At 67.6% G+C, this 17,441-nt stretch carries 21 protein-coding genes; 16 read left to right on the top strand and 5 right to left on the bottom strand.

The window, feature by feature from the left end:
- Positions 1–68: 68 nt before the first annotated feature.
- The 4 genes from ACM26W_RS08610 to ACM26W_RS08625 are packed head-to-tail and all read left to right on the top strand — an operon-like array spanning position 69 to position 3,980.
- Positions 69–1,055: a metal ABC transporter solute-binding protein, Zn/Mn family gene (locus ACM26W_RS08610; protein ID WP_416140420.1), complete on the top strand. Its 987-nt coding sequence runs from the start codon at positions 69–71 to the stop codon at positions 1,053–1,055.
- Complete coding sequence (locus ACM26W_RS08615) at positions 1,055–1,852, top strand: metal ABC transporter ATP-binding protein (RefSeq protein WP_416140421.1); 798 nt, start codon at positions 1,055–1,057, stop codon at positions 1,850–1,852. Before ACM26W_RS08610 ends, ACM26W_RS08615 begins: the two co-directional genes overlap by 1 nt.
- On the top strand, positions 1,852–3,063 hold the full coding sequence (locus ACM26W_RS08620; RefSeq protein ID WP_416140422.1) for a metal ABC transporter permease: 1,212 nt from the start codon (positions 1,852–1,854) through the stop codon (positions 3,061–3,063). The genes ACM26W_RS08615 and ACM26W_RS08620 overlap by 1 nt, the downstream gene beginning before the upstream one ends.
- On the top strand, positions 3,060–3,980 hold the full coding sequence (locus ACM26W_RS08625) for a metal ABC transporter permease (RefSeq protein WP_416140423.1): 921 nt from the start codon (positions 3,060–3,062) through the stop codon (positions 3,978–3,980). Before ACM26W_RS08620 ends, ACM26W_RS08625 begins: the two co-directional genes overlap by 4 nt.
- 8 nt (positions 3,981–3,988) lie before the next feature.
- Here ACM26W_RS08625 and ACM26W_RS08630 read toward each other — a convergent pair whose 3' ends face one another.
- Positions 3,989–4,612, bottom strand: a complete 624-nt coding sequence (locus ACM26W_RS08630) for an exopolysaccharide biosynthesis protein (RefSeq protein ID WP_416140424.1) — start codon at positions 4,610–4,612, stop codon at positions 3,989–3,991.
- A 154-nt stretch (positions 4,613–4,766) separates the two neighbouring features.
- Here ACM26W_RS08630 and ACM26W_RS08635 point away from each other — a divergent pair, with 154 nt between their 5' ends.
- Positions 4,767–6,488, top strand: a complete 1,722-nt coding sequence (locus ACM26W_RS08635) for a mechanosensitive ion channel family protein (RefSeq protein ID WP_416140425.1) — start codon at positions 4,767–4,769, stop codon at positions 6,486–6,488.
- A gap of 42 nt (positions 6,489–6,530) precedes the next feature.
- Here the strand turns inward: ACM26W_RS08635 and ACM26W_RS08640 are convergent, their stop codons facing one another.
- Positions 6,531–7,007 (bottom strand): RidA family protein, encoded by a 477-nt coding sequence (locus ACM26W_RS08640; protein ID WP_416140426.1) that lies wholly within the window; start codon positions 7,005–7,007, stop codon positions 6,531–6,533.
- 78 nt (positions 7,008–7,085) lie between these two features.
- On the opposite strand from ACM26W_RS08640, the gene ACM26W_RS08645 reads away from it, so the two are divergent.
- The 11 genes from ACM26W_RS08645 to ACM26W_RS08695 all read left to right on the top strand — a co-directional run bounded on the left by ACM26W_RS08645 (position 7,086) and on the right by ACM26W_RS08695 (position 14,684).
- Positions 7,086–7,403 (top strand): hypothetical protein, encoded by a 318-nt coding sequence (locus tag ACM26W_RS08645; protein ID WP_416140427.1) that lies wholly within the window; start codon positions 7,086–7,088, stop codon positions 7,401–7,403.
- A 98-nt stretch (positions 7,404–7,501) separates the two neighbouring features.
- Entirely contained in the window at positions 7,502–8,341 is an 840-nt protein-coding gene (locus tag ACM26W_RS08650; protein ID WP_416140428.1) for a YciI family protein, read from the top strand.
- Positions 8,338–8,748: a YciI family protein gene (locus ACM26W_RS08655; RefSeq protein WP_416140429.1), complete on the top strand. Its 411-nt coding sequence runs from the start codon at positions 8,338–8,340 to the stop codon at positions 8,746–8,748. The genes ACM26W_RS08650 and ACM26W_RS08655 overlap by 4 nt, the downstream gene beginning before the upstream one ends.
- Positions 8,745–8,927 (top strand): DUF1428 family protein, encoded by a 183-nt coding sequence (locus ACM26W_RS08660; RefSeq protein WP_416140430.1) that lies wholly within the window; start codon positions 8,745–8,747, stop codon positions 8,925–8,927. Before ACM26W_RS08655 ends, ACM26W_RS08660 begins: the two co-directional genes overlap by 4 nt.
- Before the next feature lie 117 nt (positions 8,928–9,044).
- Positions 9,045–9,623, top strand: coding sequence for a TetR family transcriptional regulator C-terminal domain-containing protein (locus tag ACM26W_RS08665; protein WP_416140431.1), 579 nt, complete (start codon positions 9,045–9,047; stop codon positions 9,621–9,623).
- Positions 9,624–9,763: 140 nt separating this feature from the next.
- The gene (locus ACM26W_RS08670; protein WP_416140432.1) at positions 9,764–10,396 is read left to right on the top strand and encodes a DUF1326 domain-containing protein; all 633 of its coding nucleotides are present in this window, start codon (positions 9,764–9,766) and stop codon (positions 10,394–10,396) included.
- Complete coding sequence (locus ACM26W_RS08675; RefSeq protein ID WP_416140433.1) at positions 10,393–11,211, top strand: DUF2182 domain-containing protein; 819 nt, start codon at positions 10,393–10,395, stop codon at positions 11,209–11,211. The genes ACM26W_RS08670 and ACM26W_RS08675 overlap by 4 nt, the downstream gene beginning before the upstream one ends.
- Positions 11,212–11,440: 229 nt before the next feature.
- On the top strand, positions 11,441–13,084 hold the full coding sequence (locus tag ACM26W_RS08680; protein WP_416140434.1) for an MBL fold metallo-hydrolase: 1,644 nt from the start codon (positions 11,441–11,443) through the stop codon (positions 13,082–13,084).
- A gap of 116 nt (positions 13,085–13,200) precedes the next feature.
- Positions 13,201–13,482 carry a CDGSH iron-sulfur domain-containing protein gene (locus ACM26W_RS08685; RefSeq protein WP_416140435.1) on the top strand — a complete coding sequence of 94 codons (282 nt, stop codon included), beginning with the start codon at positions 13,201–13,203 and terminating at the stop codon, positions 13,480–13,482.
- Positions 13,483–13,661: 179 nt separating this feature from the next.
- Positions 13,662–14,480: a class I SAM-dependent methyltransferase gene (locus ACM26W_RS08690; RefSeq protein WP_416140436.1), complete on the top strand. Its 819-nt coding sequence runs from the start codon at positions 13,662–13,664 to the stop codon at positions 14,478–14,480.
- Between the two features lie 3 nt (positions 14,481–14,483).
- A complete protein-coding gene (locus ACM26W_RS08695) occupies positions 14,484–14,684 on the top strand; it encodes a hypothetical protein (RefSeq protein ID WP_416140437.1) in 201 nt (66 codons plus the stop codon).
- Positions 14,685–14,686: 2 nt separating this feature from the next.
- Here ACM26W_RS08695 and ACM26W_RS08700 read toward each other — a convergent pair whose 3' ends face one another.
- The 3 genes from ACM26W_RS08700 to ACM26W_RS08710 form a co-directional block, all read right to left on the bottom strand.
- Positions 14,687–14,839 (bottom strand): DUF3309 family protein, encoded by a 153-nt coding sequence (locus ACM26W_RS08700; RefSeq protein ID WP_416140845.1) that lies wholly within the window; start codon positions 14,837–14,839, stop codon positions 14,687–14,689.
- 387 nt (positions 14,840–15,226) lie between these two features.
- Entirely contained in the window at positions 15,227–15,718 is a 492-nt protein-coding gene (locus ACM26W_RS08705) for a CIA30 family protein (protein ID WP_416140438.1), read from the bottom strand.
- A gap of 84 nt (positions 15,719–15,802) precedes the next feature.
- Positions 15,803–17,113: a peptidoglycan-binding protein gene (locus ACM26W_RS08710; protein WP_416140439.1), complete on the bottom strand. Its 1,311-nt coding sequence runs from the start codon at positions 17,111–17,113 to the stop codon at positions 15,803–15,805.
- Positions 17,114–17,441 lie beyond the last annotated feature (328 nt).

Consider the following 17,441-nt stretch of genomic DNA (forward strand, 5'->3'; position numbering starts at 1 on the left):
CTAGGGACAATATGCCCATCATTCCGTGCCCGGGGTGGGCCTGATCCAGGATCTACCAGGAGCTTCACGTGTCACGATTTCATCGCCTCATCCCCATGCTTGCCTGCCTGCCCCTGCTGCTGGCCGGCGCCCTGACCATGGGATCTTCGGCCAGCGCCGACGATCGCCTGCAGCTGGTGGCCACCACCGGCATGATCGCCGACGTGGTGCGCGAGGTTGGCGGCGAACAGGTGGAAGTGCGTGGCCTGATGGGGCCCGGGGTCGACCCCCACCTCTACCGCCAGACTCGCAGCGACGTTACCGCCATGACCCGCGCCGACGCGGTGTTCTGGAACGGCCTCTACCTGGAGGCGCAGCTCGAGTCCTTCCTCGAGCGCCTGGGTGGGCGCCAGCCGGTGATCGCGGTGGGCGAGGCGGTGCCCCGAGAGGCGCGCCTCGCCGACGAGCAGTACCCCGACCAGCATGACCCCCACGTGTGGATGGATCCGGGCCGCTGGCGCCACGCCGTGGAGGCGATCCGCGATGCGCTGGTCGAAATGGCCCCTGCCCACGCCGAGGCCTTCGCCGAGCGCGCAGAGGCCTATCTGGAAGAGCTCGAGGCGCTCGACGCCTACGCCCGTGAGGTGCTTTCCAGCGTGCCCGAGGAGGCGCGGGTGCTGGTCACCGCCCACGACGCCTTCGGCTACTTCGGCGACGCCTACGGCTTCGAGGTGCTCGGCATCCAGGGCTACTCCACCGAGAGTGAGGCGGGGCTGGCGCGCATCGAGTCGCTGGTGCGGATGCTGGTGGAGCGCGACCTCGGCGCGCTGTTCGTGGAGACCTCGGTCTCGGATCGCAACGTGCGGGCCCTGGTGGAAGGGGCCGCCGCCCGCGGCCACGAGGTGCGCATCGGCGGTGAGCTCTACTCCGATGCCATGGGGCCCGAGGGCAGCTACGAGGGCACCTGGCTCGGCATGCTTGACCACAACGTCAGCCAGATCGCCATTGCCCTGGGCGGCGAGGTGCCCGAGGGCGGGCGCCTGGGCCGACTCAGTCACCTCGAGGAGGCTCCCTGATGGCCGACGCCCGGCTCGACAAGGCGATCCTCGCCAGCCCCCTGGCGATCCACGGCCTGACCGTGAGCTATGATCATCGCCCGGTGGTGCATTCGGTGGATTTCGTCACGCCGCCGGGCAGCATGAGCGCCATCATCGGGCCCAACGGGGCCGGCAAGTCGTCCCTGCTCAAGGCGGCGCTGGGTATTACCCGGCGCCTGACCGGAGACGTGCGGGTGTTCGGCAGACCCTATGCGCAGATGACCCGACACGTGGCCTACGTCCCCCAGCGCAACAGCGTCGACTGGGACTTCCCCGCGCGGGTGATCGACGTGGTGGTCATGGGGCTGTTCCGCGACCTGCGCTGGTGGCAGTTCGGCGGCCGTGGGCAGCGCCGCCGGGCGATGCAGGCCCTGGCCCGAGTAGGAATGGAGGCCTTTGCCGAGCGTCAGATCGGCCAGCTCTCCGGCGGCCAGCAGCAGCGGGTCTTCCTGGCCCGGGCGCTGGTTCAGGAGGCCGACCTCACCATCCTCGACGAGCCCTTCGCCGGCGTCGATGCGGCCACCGAAACGGCCATCGTCGAGGTGCTCAAATCGCTACGCGACGAGGGGCGCACCCTCCTCTGCGTGCACCATGACCTGGCCACGGTGCGCGACTACTTCGACCACGTGCTGCTGCTCAATGTCCGTCGCATCGCCGCCGGCCCGGTCGATCAGACGTTCACCGAGGCCAACCTGCAGGCCACCTACGGCGGGCGGCTCAGCTCGGTGCAGCTGGCGCGGCTGGTCGAGCCGGCCCTGGCGGCCAGGGAGCGCTGATGGAGACCTGGTGGCGCGCATTGACCTTCACCCTCGGCTACAACACCGGCGTGGTGACCCTGGGCGCCATGCTGCTGGCGGCCGGCGCCGGCATGGTTGGCACCTTCGTGCTGCTCCGCAAGCGCGCCCTGGTCAGCGACGCCATCAGCCATGCGACCCTGCCCGGCCTGGCACTGGCCTTCATCCTGGTCGGTCTGACCACCGGTGACGGCCGCTATCTGCCGGCGTTGCTGCTCGGCGCCGCCGCCAGCGCGGCCATTGGCCTGTGGGCGGTGCAGGCGATCAGTGATCACACCCGGCTGGGGGAGGACGCCGCCATCGGCGCCGTGCTCTCCACCTTCTTCGCCTTCGGGGTAGTCCTGATCACCGTGATTCAGTCCATGGCGGTGGTCGGACAGTCGGGGCTCACCGGCTATCTGGTGGGGGCCACCGCGGGCATGCTCGCCTCCGAGGCCAAGCTGATTGCCGCCTGCGCCCTGGGGTTGCTGGTGGCGGTGCTGGTGCTGCGCCGCAACCTGCTGCTGGTCTGCTTCGACGCCGACTTCGCCCGCACCCAGGGCATCGACACCGGTCGCCTGGACCTCGTGCTGCTGATGCTGCTGATGGCGGTGGTGGTGATCGGCCTCAAGGTGACCGGGCTGATCCTGATCGTCGCCCTGACCATCATCCCGCCGGTGGCGGCGCGCTTCTGGACCGACCAGCCGATGCGCATGGTGGCCCTGGCCGCGCTGCTCGGGGCCCTGGCCGGCTATCTCGGGGTGACCGTTTCCAGCGTGCGCGAGGGGCTGCCCACCGGTCCCTTGATCGTGCTCTCCGCCTTCGTGCTGTTCTTGCTCTCCTTCCTGTTCTCGCCACGCCGCGGCGTGCTGGCCTCGCTGCTGGCCTACCGGCGGCTGCGCCGTCGGGTGCACCTGCGGCAGGGGCTGCTGGCGCTCGCCCGCGACGAGCCGATCTTCGACGACCTGACCCTGACCCTGCTGCGCCGGCGCGGCCATATTCGCCGCGACGGCGTGGCGACCCCGGCGGGTCTGGCCGCGGCCCGAGACGCCGAGCACGAGGAGCGGCTCTGGGCGATCTACCGGGCACGCTACCCGGACGACGCCTTGCACCGCGAACATGCCGGGCTGGTGCCCATCCACGAGGTGCTCTCGCCGGATGCGATCATGGCGCTGGAGGCCCAGTTGCTGGGCCGCCGGGAGGCCGTGCGATGAGCGAGTTCATGATGTTCAGCCTGGTGCCGCTGGCCGTGGCGGTGATCATCTCCATGACCTGCGCGCTGCTCGGCAACTTCCTGGTGCTGCGCCGCCAGAGCCTGATCGGCGACGCCATCAGCCACGTGGCGCTACCCGGCATCGTGGTCAGCTTCCTGTTGACAGGCGTGCTCTCCTCCTCGGCGATGATGCTTGGCGCCGGGGTCTCCGCGCTGGTCACCGTGGGCATGATCGAGCTGATTCGCCGGCTGGGGCGGGTGGAGGCGAGCGCCGCCATGGGGGTGGTATTTACCAGCCTGTTCGCGTTGGGCGTGCTGCTGCTGGAGTGGCACGGCGCCAGCGGCGTGCACCTGGACGTGGAGCATGCCCTCTACGGCAACCTGGAGAGCCTGATCTGGTTCGACGGCACCGGCCCCGCGGCGCTGGTCGACCCCGTGGCCCTGGCCGACCTGCCGCCCCAGCTGGGCCGTGCCGCCTGGGTGGGGCTGCTGGTGGTGGGCGTGCTGGTGGCGCTGCGACGCCACCTGGTGCTGGGCAGCTTCGACCCGGAGTTCGCGGCCAGCGTGTCCGCTCGACCGGCACTGGTTGACCTGCTGCTGGTCACCCTGGTCGCCATCGCCGCCATTGCCGCCTTCGAGGCGGTGGGCTCGATCATCGTCATCGCCATGTTCATCTGCCCAGCTGCGGCAGCGCGGCTGATGACCAACCGGCTCGGCCGCCAGGTCGCCTGGAGCCAGCTGTTCGCGGTGGTCTCGGCGGTGCTCGGCTACCTGCTGGCCGGCCACGGTCCCGGCTGGCTGGGCTTTGAGGCCTCGGTCAGCGCCGCCGGCATGATTGCCACCGTGGCGGGGCTGATCCTGCTGGCGGCCTGCCTGTTCGGCCCCCGACGCCAGCGCACCGGGGCCGCGGTGGCTTGACATCCTGTCTAGAGAAGGGCGGTCCCCACCAGCGTCAGACTCGAGCCCGCCAGCATGAAGGCGATAAGCGCCAGCAGCCCGTCACGTACCATGAGCGCCAGCCCGAATAGCGACAGCGTCAGGCCGGCGACGTTGGCCGAGAAGGGAATCAGCTCCATCGGCGGCATGCTCATTGCGACCAGCAGGCAAGCCAGGGCACTGGCCTGCACCCCCCGAGGGCCCGTCAGGACGGCCAGGCGACGGTGAAACAGGCGGTCGACCCCGCGCGCCGGACGATGCAGGTAGCCGAGGCCCTTGTGCAGTGCGCTGCGGGAGATCCAGCGTCGGCGAAGCCACGCCGGTAGCCAGAAGGTTCGGCGCCTCATCAACAGCTGGGCGCATACCAGCAGCGTGAAGCAGGCCATCAGCAATGGGACGCCGGGAATACCGCTGATCACCGGCATCAGGGTGACCACGCCGGCCAGCAGCAGCAGTGGGCCGAAGGAGCGCCAGCCGACTGCCTCCAGGATCTCCTCGAAGTGGACCTTCCCCGACGGTGCCTCGATCGCCTCGATGGCCGCCAGCAGCTCCTCGAGGCTCCTCGGAGCACTTGCTTCGTCGTGGGGGTCGCTTTCGTGTGGTGTGGCTGACATCCATATTCCAGGCAGGGTCGTGAGTTCCGGGGCGTTGCAACTCTTCATGAAGTGTACTTGGATAGGTCATGTCGTCCAGAGCGGCGGCATGCCAGGGAACCCTTTTACGCCTGCGGGTCCGCCACGCCGGCACCTTCCGAGGCTGGTCAGAGAGATGAAAACACTCACCGCATGGATCCTGCTGGCGTTGGCCTTGATGCTTTCCCCCCTGAGCCTGGCGCAGGAGGTGGAAGAGGAGAGGCTTTGGTATTCCGTGGATGCGCTGAATGCGGGCCTGGGGGAGGCACCCGATGAGGTCAAACGGGTGACACCGCGAGAAGCGGTGCGCAGTTTCATGCAGCTGACCGAGGAGGGGGACTTCGCGACGGCGGCGCATGTTCTCAACCTGTCAGACCTGGAACCCGAGGAGCAGGCGGAGCGGGGGGGAGAGCTGGCCAGGCAACTGGCCGAGGTCCTCCGACGAGGCGAATGGCTCAATGTCTCCAACCTTCCGGCACAGCGGGATGCCCTGGTCGAGGATGCTTCGGGCCAGCATCCTCGGGCGGGTCAGCCGCGGCGCGATCTTCCCCTGGTATCACTGGATGCCAAGGGCCAGACCTATGACATCCGCCTGGGCCGCTATCGGGCGGGTGAGGACGATGCGGTCTGGCTGATCAACCCGGAATCCATCTCGGCAGTGGGCCTGCTCTATGAGGAGTACGGCCCCTCCTGGCTGGAGCAGCATATCCCGGAGCGTTTCAACAAGACGTACGGCATGCTCAAGCTCTGGGAGTGGGTCGCCATCCCTGCCTTCCTGATAGCGGTTGGGCTGGTGGGATGGGGGGTCTTCGCCTTGGTGAAGGTGGTGGCAAACCTGCTGCCTGCGGGGATGTTCAAAGTCTTCATTGGCAATGTCCAAGTGCCGCTGGCCTTCATCGCCATGTCTCTCGTGGCCCAGCTCCTGCTCGACTATGTCGTCTCCTTCTCGGGCGCGGCCACGACCAGCTTCCGGGTGCTGCTGATCATCATCCTCGCCTGGGGCGTCGGGTTGGTGGCCCTGCGTCTGCTGGACACCTTCCTGCTGAGGATGACGCGGCGGATGGTGGGGGAAATCGACGACACCAAGCACCGCGACGAGCGAATCCTGCTCACCTCGCTGTATGCGCTGCGGCGAGGCATCATCCTGGTCACGGTGGTCGCCGTGACGGTGTATGTCCTGGCGCAGATCGACCTCTTCGGGACCCTGGGGGTGTCGCTGTTGGCATCGGCCAGTGTCCTGACGGTGCTGGTTGGGATCGCGGGCCAGGCGGTGCTGGGCAATATCCTCTCGTCCTTCCAGGTGTCGCTGGCAAAGCCCGTACGGATCGGTGATCTCGTGGTGTTCGAGGACGAGTGGTGCTATGTGGAGAGTATCTTCTACACCTACATACGCCTGCGCACCTGGGACGAGCGACGGTTGATCGTGCCGGTCAGGTATTTCGTCTCCAAGCCCTTTCAGAACCTCTCGGCCAAGGAGGCGAAGCAGTATCGGAGACTTGTGCTTAATCTGCATCTGAGTGCCGACATCGACGTTCTGAGAGCGCAGTTTCTGGCGTTCGCCGAGGCGGATGACAGGGTCATTGAACACGACAAGCTGTCGTGTGCCGTGACCGACCAGAGTGAGACCTCCCTGGAAGTCTCCTTCTATCTCATGGGGTCGGAACCCTTCTGTGCCTGGGAGGCGGAAGCCCAAGTCCGGGAGAAGCTGATCGCCTTTATCCGCGACCACCATCCCGAGTGGTGGCCGCGTGAGGTGGTAGTCCTCAGCCACCATGACGTGGCCAGCGGCGTTCGACCCGCCAGCCGCAGCGTGACTCCCCCGGCCACCGTGGAAGACGTGACCAACAGGGAACCATGAGCATGGTGTCGTCCTTCCTGATCGAGGCCACCGTGAGGCGTTTTACGAGGAATTCGCCGCCGACGCCGGTGCAGTCGCACTGTCGCCGCCAGGGCGCCGGGCCATCACCGTGATCTCCACATGGGCGCCGCCATAGAGCCGCGGCGACTGGGTGCAGGTGCGCGCCGGGTAGCGGCAGGCATCGAAGAACTCGGCATAGACGGCGTCCATGCGGCGGATCTCCTCCAGGTCGGTGATATGCACGTCGACCCGCACGACCCGGTCCATGCCGCTACCGACCGACTCCAGCATGCGGCGGATGCGGCGTAGCACAAGGCGGGTCTCGCCGTCGATATCCCCCAGCACCGTCTCGCCGCCCTGGATGTCCACGGCGGTCAGGCCCGAGAGGAAGACGTAGCGGTCGTCCAGCACCATGTGGGTGCCCGGAAAGAGCGGGGCGGGCAGGGTAGGGTCGTTGCGGAACTCGAGCATGGGGCCCTCAGAGGCAGGACGGGTGGTGTCGTCACTATAGCCGCTCATCGTGGCTCACCGCGGCATCGCCCGGGCCCGCTCGCCGGCTATCCTGTAGGAGCGCTTCTAGGCGGTGAGCCCATGGACATGGAACAGGCGATCGGGCGGCTCTACGAGGCGCTCCAGCACCGCCAGCCCTCGCCGGTGGTCGCCCTCAACCACGCGGTGGCGGTGGCCATGCGCGACACCCCGGAGGCTGGCCTGCGACTGCTGACGGCGCTGGAGGGAGACGCGGCCCTGGCCGACTACCACCTCTTCCATGCCGCTCGGGCCGACCTGCTGCGCCGTGCCGGCCGGTGCGACGAGGCGAGCCTCGCTTACCGACGGGCGCTGGCGCTTAGCGACCAGGGCGCCGAGCGGCGCTACCTGCAGAGCCGGCTGGCCGGGCTCGAGGCCGAGCACTGACCCCGTGGTAAACAAAGCGAAAAAAATCCCACGGCGGCTGTCGATTTCCATCTGGCCGGCGCGACTCGAGGGGGTAACCCGCAACGGAGGATGAATCCATGCGATACATGCTGATGCGCAAGGCCGATGCCCGGACCGAGTCGGATCCGCAGCCGGACGAGGGAGTGCTCGCAGCCATGGCCGACTACAACGAGCGAATGCTGCGCGCCGGGGTGATGGTCTCCGGTGATGGTCTGCGGCCGAGCCGGGAGGGCTGCCGCCTGATGTTTCGCGACGGCGAACCCCGAGTGGTATCCGGTCCCTTCGAGCCCAGCGCCGAGCTGCTCGCCGGCTACAGCGTGCTCGCGGTCGACTCCCTGGAGGAGGCCATCCGCTGGGCGCGGCAGTGGCCGCCCGAGGACGGCGACGTCACCCTGGAGCTGCGCCGCTACTACACCTTCGAGGACTTCGCGCCGAGCGCTGGCCTGGCGCAACACCGCGTCCAGGCGCGGCAGCCCGATGAGCTCAACGTGCACCTGACCTTCCCCGGCACCTGCCGCGAGGCGATGACCTGCTACGCCGAGGTCACCGGCGGCCACCTGGAGGCGCTGATCCCCTATGCCCAGACCCCGGCCGCCGAAGAGGTCCCGGCGGACTGGCACGACCGCATCATCCACGCCTCACTCAACCTGCGCGGCCGCCGGTTGATGGGGGCGGACATGCAGGGGGAGTGCTACCAGGCCCCGCAGGGCGCTCGGGTGCACCTGGAGTATACCGACGAGGCCCAGGCGGCCGAGGTGTTCCGGCGGCTGGCCGAGGGCGGGGAGATCACCATGCCCTATGCCGAAACCTTCTGGGCCCGGCGCTTCGGCATGCTGACCGACCGCTTCGGTGTGCCCTGGATGATCGCCTGTCAGACCGATACCTGCCCCCAGCAGGAGACAGGAGGTGCACCATGAAGTATGCCGCCCTGGTCTACTACCAGGAGAGCCTGATCGCCGCCATGACCGAGCAGGAGTGGCACGACCTCAATCAGGAGTGTGTGGTCGGGGTGGAGCGTCTGACCGAGCAGGGCCACTTCCTTGGCGGCCAGGCCCTGCAGCCCGTGGAGAGCGCGGCCAGCGTGCGGCTGCGCGACGGTGAGTCGCTGGTCTCCGACGGCCCCTTCGCCGAGACCAAGGAGCAGCTGGCCGGCTTCTACCTGCTCGAGGCCCGCGACCTCAATGAGGCGCTGCGCCTCGCCGGACGCATCCCGCCGGCGCGCTTCGGCACCGTCGAGGTGCGTCCGATTCGCGAGCTGCCGCCACGGGATCCGGCACCCGAGACCGCCCCGTCGCAGACCCCAACCGGAGGAGAGATCCCATGAACTATGTCGATGGCTTCGTCGCCGCGGTGCCCACCGCCAACCGCGAGAAATACATCCAGCACGCCCGCGACGCCGCGTTGGTATTCAAGGAGCACGGCGCCCTGCATTTCAGCCCCATGCCCTTCGACGGCAAGCGGCTGATCTATGGCGGCTTCGAGGTGGTGGTGGACGAGTCGTAGCGGACGAAGGCGGAGAGGGGGCGGGCTCGCGATCCAGCGGGTTGCGCCCCCTCTTGCTTGACAGCGTCCGTGGCTCGTCTATGGTTTGAATAGACCGGTCAGTCTAGAGGAGAGCGAATGACGACGACCCGCGAACGGTTGATCGAGGCGGGGCTCCGGCTGCTGCTGGAGCACGGCTACAATGACCTGGGCATCCAGGCGCTGCTGAAGGAGACCGGCGTCCCCAAGGGCTCCTTCTACCACCACTTCCGCAGCAAGGAGGAGTTCGCCCTGCAGGTCATCGACCGCTACATGGAGGAGGTGCACCTGGGGCTCGATGCCTCCCTGGGCGACCCCACCCTCACACCGCTGAATCGGGCGCGTCGCTTCTTCGAGCTGTCGCGGGAGAAGTACCGCCAGGATGGTTACATGGGGTGCATGCTGGGCGGTCTTGGGCAGGAGCTCTCCGGCGTGAACGAGACCTTCGCCGCCAGGATCGAGACCTGCTTCGGCGAGGTGACAAGTCGCATTGCCAGCTGCCTGGAGGAGGCGCGACGTCAGGGCGAGCTCCCCCGGGATTCGGAGCCTCTGGAACTGGCCAACTTGCTGCTCAACTGCTGGGAAGGCGCTGCCCTGCGCAGTCGCCTGTTACGAGATCCGGCCCCCCTCGATCGGATGCTGGACTTCACCTTCTCGGCGGCGACCCGCGCGTCATGACGAAGCGGCAAGGGTTGCCAGGGATCTGGTCGCACCGAGGTGACCTGTGGAGCGAGAATGCCCCGGCGTGGCTGGTGCCGTGACCGCTCACGACATCTCTCCATGCGGGCAACCCAATCCTGCGCTGGTGGAGGTGCAACATGAACACGACAACAACGACAGCGGGCTATCACCTGGAAGGCACCATGCTGGAGATCTGCTCCTGTGCGGCACCCTGCCCCTGTTTCATCGGGGAGGACCCGGACGGAGGCGAGTGCTTCGGGGTGATCGCCTTCCACCTGGAGAAGGGCGAGGCCCGGGGCATCGACCTCTCTGGCCTGACCCTGGTTAACGTCGCCTATATCCCGGGCAACGCCCTGGCCGGCGGCTGGCGCTCGGTGCTGCTGGTCGACAACCGCGCCAACGATGAGCAGGTCGAGGCCCTGCTGGATGCTTTCGGTGGCAAGCTGGGCGGGCCGCTGGCCGACCTGGCTAGCCTGGTCGGTGAACTGGTCGCTGTCGAGCGCGTCTCGATCATCCACGAGGCCCGTGAGGCCGAGGGGCGACTGGAGGCCGAGGGCATGCTCGAGGCGGCCTTCTCGCCGATCCAGGCCTCGCCGGACGGCACCACCGCGACGCTGCACGACAGCGCCTTCACCACCGTGAAGGGCTCGCCGGCCTATCTTGGCAAGTCGCTGCGCTACCGAGTGACCCTGCCTCAGCACGGCATGGAGTGGTCCTTCGACGGCCGCAACACCATCCAGACCCGCTGGATGATGGAGCATCTACCATGAGTACCATCTTTGGAGCGCGCCCCGCCTGGGCGCGCGCTCCCCTGCTCATGGTGGCTATCCTGCTGGCCTGGGTGCTGGCCATCGTCTCCGAATTGACCGGCGAGGTGCAGTGGGTGCACCACCACCGGCTGATGGGGGACGGAACGGCGGTTTGGGGCAGTCTGGCGCTGTTCCTGGTGGCCTGGCAGGTGCACATCGCGGCGATGATGTTGCCGACGACCCTGCCCATGGTCGAGCTCTACCGCCAGGCGGCGGCGGGGCAGCCGCACCCGCGGCTGGCCCGGCTGAGCTTTCTGAGCGGCTACCTGGTGGTATGGACCGGTTTCGGCGTGGCGGCGATTGTCGCCATGGCCCTTCTGGAGGGGCTCGCGATGCACTGGCACTGGTTGCAGCACCGGCCCGAGTGGCTGGCCGGCGGCGTGTTGGTGCTCGCCGGGGCCTTCCAGTTCTCTGCCCTGAAAGAGCGCTGCCTGGACAAGTGTCGCCAGCCCCGCGCCTTCCTGCTCAACCACTACCGACGGGGGGTGGCCGGCGGCTTCGGGCTCGGCCTGCGCCACGGCGCCTTCTGCCTCGGCTGCTGCTGGGCGCTGATGCTGGTGATGTTCGTGGTCGGGATCGCCAACCTGGCCTGGATGGCGCCACTGGCCGCCTTGATGCTCTACGAGAAGCTGGGGCGCCACGGTGCGCGTCTGGTGCGCCCGGTCGGCGCCGCGCTGATCCTGCTCGGGCTGCTGGTGATGGTGGGGCCGGCCTGGCTGCCGAGCCTGGTGCCTGACCATGGCCTGCACGGCATGCAGATACACGGCTCGCACTGAGGGGGCTCTCAAACTTCCCTTTACCATATGCCTATGGGCCTATGGGCCTATGGGCTTATGGGCCGGGGGAGGCCGGCGTGGTATTGCTGGTACTTGATCCCACCCCCCAAAGGAGCCCAATGATGACCCATGCCTCCGACTTTCCGCCGGCCAATCCCGACTATCGGAGCGAGGTGGCGCGTATCTTCCAGGGGGCGCCCTTCATCCGCGCGCTGGGGGTCGAGGCGGCATGACGGCAATCCGTCCCGCTGCGACCCTCGCTTTGGTGCGCGACAGCGACCGGGGGCTGGAGGTCCTGCTGATGCAGCGCACCTGGCAGGCGGCCTTCCTGCCCGGCTACTTCGTTTTTCCCGGCGGCGCCGTGGACCCCCGGGACCCGGACGTGCGGGCCTGCGCCTTGGGGTGCGGTGACGCCGCCATCAGCCAGACCCTGAGCATCGACGAGGGCGGGGCTGACTTCATGATCGCCGCGCTGCGCGAGTGCCTGGAAGAGGCGGGCCTGTTGCTGGCCGTGGACGGGCAGGGGCGCCTGCCGCCGAGGGATCACCCCATCCTCACCGAGGGCCGCGAGTCGCTGCGGCGTGAGGAGACCGGCTTCCGCGAGCTGTGCGAGCTCCATGGGCTGGTGTTGCCGCTGGACCGGCTGGCCTACGTGGGCCACTGGGTCACGCCGCCGGGCGCGCCCAGGCGCTTCGATACGCGCTTCTTCGTGGCCCTGGCGCCGCCGGATCAGCAGGCGAGCCACGACGGCAGTGAGACCATTGCCCACGCCTGGTTGATGCCCGCCGAGGCCCTGGACGCACATCGCCATGGCCGGCTGGCGCTGGGCTATCCCACCCTGCGCACCCTGCGGTTGCTCGCCGATTTCACCACCGCCGAGGCGCTGCTGCGCCATGCCCACGCCAACCCGCCGACACCGCGACCGAGCCGCCCCTGGCCGGCCCGCAAGGGCGGCGCCGGCTGGCAGGTGGAGCCGGATGCTCCGGCCTACATGGAGGTGCGCCGCCTGGACCCGCACCGCCAGGGCTCGGCCAGTGCCGAGATCGTGCCGGGCAGAGCGGTTGCGCTGGCCCCGGGGGTGACCCGGGTGACTGCACCCAACCCGGGGGTGATGACCGGCTCCGGCACCAACAGCTACTTGCTGAGCGACGGCCGGGAACACCTGGTGATCGACCCCGGCCCCGATAATCGCGCCCACCTGGAGCGGCTGCTGGCGCTGAGCGGAGGGCGGATATCCCGGGTGCTGGTCACCCACACCCATATCGACCACTCGCCGGGGGCGGCCTGGCTCAAGGCGCGCACCGGCGCGCAGCTGGTTGGCCTTCCGCCCCCAGCCGGGGCCAGCCAGGACGCCACCTTCTGCCCGGATCACCAGCCGGGCCACGGCGAGCGTTTCGAAACGCCCGCCGGCCCGCTGAAAGTCCTTCACACCCCGGGGCACGCCTCCAACCACCTCTGCTACCTGCTGGAGCCTCAGCGCCTGCTGTTTGCCGGCGACCAGGTCATGCAGGGCTCCACGGTGGTGATCAACCCGCCGGATGGCGACATGGCGGCCTACCTCGCCGCCCTGCATGCTCTGGGCCAGGAATCCTTCGATACCATCGCCCCGGGTCACGGCTTTTTGATCGGCGAGGCCCACGCCGCCATCGACTTCCTGGTCACCCATCGCCTGGCCCGGGAGCACAAGGTGCGCCGGGCCCTGTCGCGCCACGGGCCGGCAAGCCTTGAGGTGCTAACGCGCCACGCCTACGACGACGTGCCGGAGGCGCGGCTGGGGGTGGCGGAGCGCTCGATGCTGGCCCACCTGCTCAAGCTGGAGGCGGAGGGCCGTGCCGAGCAACGGGCGGGGCAGTGGGTCTCGCGGCAGGGCTGAAGGATGCTGCAGCTGTGCAGCTCTTGGCGGGCCCGTTGATTCAACCGCGATTGCCAAGGTTGCCGGCCCGCACCCAGACTGATCTCTCACCCCCCCCCCGATGTCAGGAGACCACCATGAGTCAGCCGGTCATTGCCGACAATCAGCCGAAGCCGGTCACGCTGGAGAAGGGCAAGAAGTACGCCTTCTGCGTGTGCGGCCACTCGCAGAAGCAGCCCTTCTGTGACGGCTCCCACAAGGGCACGGGCTTCAGCCCCAGGGTCTTCACGGCCGAGGAGGGCGGTGAGGCCTTACTGTGCCAGTGCAAGCAGACCGGCAATGCGCCCTACTGCGACGGCACTCACAAGCAGTTCGCCAAGGAACAGGTGGGCCAGGAGGCGCCGGAGCCGCAGGGGTGAGCCCCCCTTCATCGAGGCCGCCGATGTCGGCTTTCGTCCCACCCCGGAGCGAGGTGAGGCGGTGACGTTCATGGGCAGAAGGTTGCCGCCCGCCGACGATTGAACTTACGTTGAAGGGATGCCGAGACAAGCAGGGCCACGATGTCTTCCTTGGGCATCATCGTGGCAGGGAGGTACCCATGAGCCAGAAACCGGATGTTGACTATCAGGCCGTGACCGCCCGCCAGCAGGAAGTGTGGGCCACCGGCGACTTTCACGAGATCGCACGCCAGAACGTCGTCATGGCCGAGGCGCTCTGCACCGCGGTGGATCCCCACGGCGGCGAGCGCGTGCTGGACATCGCCTGCGGCAGCGGGACCGCCGCCCTGGTCGCCGCGCGACGCTACTGCGAGGTGACGGGCATCGACTATGTTCCGGCGCTGATCGAGCGCGCCAGGCAGCGAGCGGCCGCCGAGGGCTTCGACGTGGACTTCCAGGTGGCCGACGCCCAGGCGCTGCCGTTTCCGGATGCCCACTTCGATGTCGTGCTCTCCGTCTACGGGGTGCAGTTCGCGCCGGACCAGGCCCGCGCCGCTTCGGAGCTGCTGCGGGTCTGCCGCCTGGGCGGCCGCATCGGCCTGGCCACCCCCATCCCGAAGGGCTGGAGCGGGGACTTCTTTGCCACCAACGCCAAGTACATGCCCCCGCCGCCCGGGCTCCACCCGCCGTTGCGCTGGGGGACCGCGGCCGGCCTCGACGAGCTGCTCGGCGCCGGCACCAGCGCTATCGGCAGCGAGGAGCGCACGGCCCTGCAGTACTACCGCTCCGTAGACCATGCCGTCCAGGTGTTCCTGCGCTATTTTGGCCCCGCCATTCGGGCATCCGATGCCGCCGGCGAAGACGCACGCGAACGCTTTCGTGATGAGCTGCAGGCAGTGTTCGGCCGTTACAACCGCGCGACGGACGGCACGGCGGTGGTCGAGAATCGCTACCTGCTGACCGTTGCCACCCGGGCCTAGACGATGACGACAAGCATCGCGCTGATCGTGATGACGGCCATGTTGGCGGTTGGCGGGGTGGTCCTGCTGCGCGCCCAGAGGCAGAAGAGCCCGGCCAGCTGTCCGCGCCTGGTGGCGTCTGTGCTGGCCGGGCTCGTACTCCTGTTTCTGCTGTGGATGGTCATCATGGTGCTGGTGGTGGGCCCCCATATGCGGACGATCTAAGGCTATATCTTGCCCATTAACACCAGTATGAGCAGGATGATCAATACCAGCCCGAGTCCCCCGCTGGGGGCGTATCCCCATCCCCTGCTATGGGGCCAGGCAGGTATCACGCCGATCAGAAGCAGTATCACAATGATCAGTAGAATTGTTCCTATGGGCATGTCACATCTCCCGGCAGTGAGTAGCGAGACAGTGTCTAGTACCTGGGTGCAGCCCATCAGTGCGGCTTTAGCTCAGGCACCCACACCCTTCTCTCAGTCAGATGCCAACTGGTTCCATGAGTAAGCGGCCATTGCGAATCGGGACTGGCGACCAGGGCTTCTTCCGGCACTCGTGGCCATGTCCTTCATTGACACTAGACCATAGGAAGTCAATCGTCTTCACGCCGGCGATCCACAACCCCCATCTGCTTGATCTGACTGGCCTTGGCCCGGCAGGTGCTCTCTGGTACACCCCGTATTGAATGTATGCGACGATGAGCCGTGGCGCTCCAGCAATGTTCGACCTAGGTCTAAAGTCGAGCCTTTGGCACTCGGGGCGCATCAAGGCGTATCGAACCACGCCACCTCCAGACGAAAGGGCCCGGCGGTGCGGTCGACGATCATCAGTCCCACCTGCTCAATCCCCGCGGGGTCGATAGGCGGGACATCAGTCAGTCGTCGCCCGCGGAACATCGGCTCGAATTCGTGCCAGGAAAGCTCAATTCGCTGCCATTCGTCGGCGGCGGGCTGGAAGGACGCACGGTATGCCGCGCCCTCCGGCAGCTGGTCGGTATAGAGGCGTAGCTGGTAGCGGCGGCCATCACCGCGCACCCGGAGCGCAATGCCAGCCACGTCACTCAGGTCGAAGGCCTCGGACTCGCGGCGCACCGAGGCGAAGCCGCCGTTGTTGGCAAGCGACGTCTCGCCGCTGAAGACGCCAACGCCAGCCTTCACCCGCATGCCGCCCCGGGAAATGCCGCCCATCACGTTATCGTTGATGGCGCGCCAGCGGGCGGCCTCGCCGGCGTTCTGGAAGTCGATCAGGTGGGTCATGGGCTCTCCCTGTATTGCGTCGTCTGCCGTTACCTCACGTTCGGCCAGCGCCGCCACGGTAACCTGAGGGTCGCCCGTTCGCACCTACTCCTCCAGTCTGATCCGACGCAGGGTGTAGTCGCCGCCCTGGTTGGCCAGCAAGACGCCCTGGAAGGGATCGCGCAGGCCGCGGTCCCTGACACGCATCAAGCGCTGGTCGTCCACGTGGACCTGCATCTCCCCATTCCCGTCGCGGGTCCAGACGATGCGGTGGAAGCGGCCGTCTTCGAGGTCGAGCGTGTCGTCGAGGCGGGCGATGACCTCGGCGTTTCCGTCAATCAGCCTGAGTAGGCTGAGCCCCGGGCGCGAGTCGGAAGAGTAAACCAGGCGATAGCCGGTGCTGTCGGGATGGTTGCCCTGAAAGACCCCCAGTTCCAGGCTGCCAGGCCGCTGCCGAGAGGCGAGCTCGAATTCCATCCTGAAGGCGTTGTTGACGGGGGCATTGACGAAGATGCGGGCCGGCTCCACGGGGATGGGCACGTCTTCGGTCCGTCGGATCGTGCCGGACTGCTCGAGGATCAGCTCCAGCATGGCCAGGCCGATCTCCTCAGGCCGCTCGGCGCTGAGCCTGCGTGATTCACGAGCGGTCGTCCGCCGTGTCTCCACGATGCTGCGCAACCCGTTTTCACTGACCTCGAAGTTGCCGCTGAGCACCGTCCAGGGGGGATTGCGGCGGTAATCGCCGTCGTCGAAATCGTCATCCAGCACGACCCGAGACGCGGTGGCGGGTTGCGGCTCGGAGGGTGTCGCGAGCTCTTCCTGCTCGGTCTGACGCAGGCGTCGCAGCAGGTCGGCCGTGGCCTGGCCGTCTCGTTCCATGTCCATGTCGGCCTGATACTCGCGTATCGCGTTGCGGGTGCGGCGTCCCATGGCGCCATCCACCGGTCCGGCGTCATAGCCGAGCCGATTGAGTTCGCGCTGTATCTCGGCCACCCCTTCGCGATCCGTCAGGGTGTCGATGTCGGGCCGCGATGAGGGTGTTGCCTGTGAAGACGGTGCCTCTTCCGGCTGCCAGCCGCGTGTCGCCTGCTGCGCCTCGGCGACCTGTCCGCTCGTCATGCGTTCGGCCAGCGAGTCGCGTGCCGCGGCGGAATGGCGGTGACCTCGGGCCGCGGCCAGGTTGTACCACTGGTGGGCTTGCACGAAATCCTGGGCGGTCCCGTTGCCGGTCTCGTACAGGCGGCCCAGCATGTACTGAGCATCGGCATCGCCGCGTCTGGCTGCTTCGCCGAATTCCTGCAGTGCCTGGCGGTACTCCTGCCGTTCATAGTGGCGCATGCCCTCTGCGTAGTCGGCGCTGGCCAGTCCGACAGAGCCGAAGAGGATAAGGCTGATTACGAATCCTTTGATGATCACGGTCATGCCTCCATTAGGTGGGCCTGTCTCCAGCGTAGGTGAGATACGTCATGACGCGCGCTGTCTTTCCCGCTGGCGCCGGTGGCATCCTGAGCAATACTCAGTGACGGAGACGGTACGCCGCTCTGTGCCGCCCGCTGGAGAGCGTGATCCACAAGATAGACCCGTGATGCGCGAAAGGACGCTTCATCCTCCATATTGCCGACGGGTGATCGCCATGTTTCCGAACCTTGCTGAGAGACAAATTTTTCAGCGGTTCCTTTCTGCTCGCTCCCATGGCCGCCGGGAAGATCTCTCGCCTCATGGCCGGAGGCTAGGCCCGTGTCAT

Origin of the sequence: Halomonas sp. HK25, from assembly GCF_047795635.1 — a bacterium.
Taxonomy (GTDB): Bacteria; Pseudomonadota; Gammaproteobacteria; order Pseudomonadales; family Halomonadaceae; genus Halomonas.

What these genes read in the sequence shown, in the direction of transcription:
- ACM26W_RS08670 (WP_416140432.1), top strand. Translation starts at nt 9,764, where the DNA reads ATGAACACGACAACAACGACAGCGGGCTATCACCTGGAAGGCACCATG.
- ACM26W_RS08630 (WP_416140424.1), bottom strand. Translation starts at nt 4,612, where the DNA reads ATGTCAGCCACACCACACGAAAGCGACCCCCACGACGAAGCAAGTGCT.
- ACM26W_RS08680 (WP_416140434.1), top strand. Translation starts at nt 11,441, where the DNA reads ATGACGGCAATCCGTCCCGCTGCGACCCTCGCTTTGGTGCGCGACAGC.
- ACM26W_RS08705 (WP_416140438.1), bottom strand. Translation starts at nt 15,718, where the DNA reads ATGACCCACCTGATCGACTTCCAGAACGCCGGCGAGGCCGCCCGCTGG.
- ACM26W_RS08665 (WP_416140431.1), top strand. Translation starts at nt 9,045, where the DNA reads ATGACGACGACCCGCGAACGGTTGATCGAGGCGGGGCTCCGGCTGCTG.
- ACM26W_RS08645 (WP_416140427.1), top strand. Translation starts at nt 7,086, where the DNA reads ATGGAACAGGCGATCGGGCGGCTCTACGAGGCGCTCCAGCACCGCCAG.
- ACM26W_RS08640 (WP_416140426.1), bottom strand. Translation starts at nt 7,007, where the DNA reads ATGAGCGGCTATAGTGACGACACCACCCGTCCTGCCTCTGAGGGCCCC.
- ACM26W_RS08655 (WP_416140429.1), top strand. Translation starts at nt 8,338, where the DNA reads ATGAAGTATGCCGCCCTGGTCTACTACCAGGAGAGCCTGATCGCCGCC.
- ACM26W_RS08625 (WP_416140423.1), top strand. Translation starts at nt 3,060, where the DNA reads ATGAGCGAGTTCATGATGTTCAGCCTGGTGCCGCTGGCCGTGGCGGTG.
- ACM26W_RS08635 (WP_416140425.1), top strand. Translation starts at nt 4,767, where the DNA reads ATGAAAACACTCACCGCATGGATCCTGCTGGCGTTGGCCTTGATGCTT.
- ACM26W_RS08685 (WP_416140435.1), top strand. Translation starts at nt 13,201, where the DNA reads ATGAGTCAGCCGGTCATTGCCGACAATCAGCCGAAGCCGGTCACGCTG.
- ACM26W_RS08690 (WP_416140436.1), top strand. Translation starts at nt 13,662, where the DNA reads ATGAGCCAGAAACCGGATGTTGACTATCAGGCCGTGACCGCCCGCCAG.
- ACM26W_RS08615 (WP_416140421.1), top strand. Translation starts at nt 1,055, where the DNA reads ATGGCCGACGCCCGGCTCGACAAGGCGATCCTCGCCAGCCCCCTGGCG.
- ACM26W_RS08660 (WP_416140430.1), top strand. Translation starts at nt 8,745, where the DNA reads ATGAACTATGTCGATGGCTTCGTCGCCGCGGTGCCCACCGCCAACCGC.
- ACM26W_RS08695 (WP_416140437.1), top strand. Translation starts at nt 14,484, where the DNA reads ATGACGACAAGCATCGCGCTGATCGTGATGACGGCCATGTTGGCGGTT.
- ACM26W_RS08675 (WP_416140433.1), top strand. Translation starts at nt 10,393, where the DNA reads ATGAGTACCATCTTTGGAGCGCGCCCCGCCTGGGCGCGCGCTCCCCTG.
- ACM26W_RS08620 (WP_416140422.1), top strand. Translation starts at nt 1,852, where the DNA reads ATGGAGACCTGGTGGCGCGCATTGACCTTCACCCTCGGCTACAACACC.
- ACM26W_RS08650 (WP_416140428.1), top strand. Translation starts at nt 7,502, where the DNA reads ATGCGATACATGCTGATGCGCAAGGCCGATGCCCGGACCGAGTCGGAT.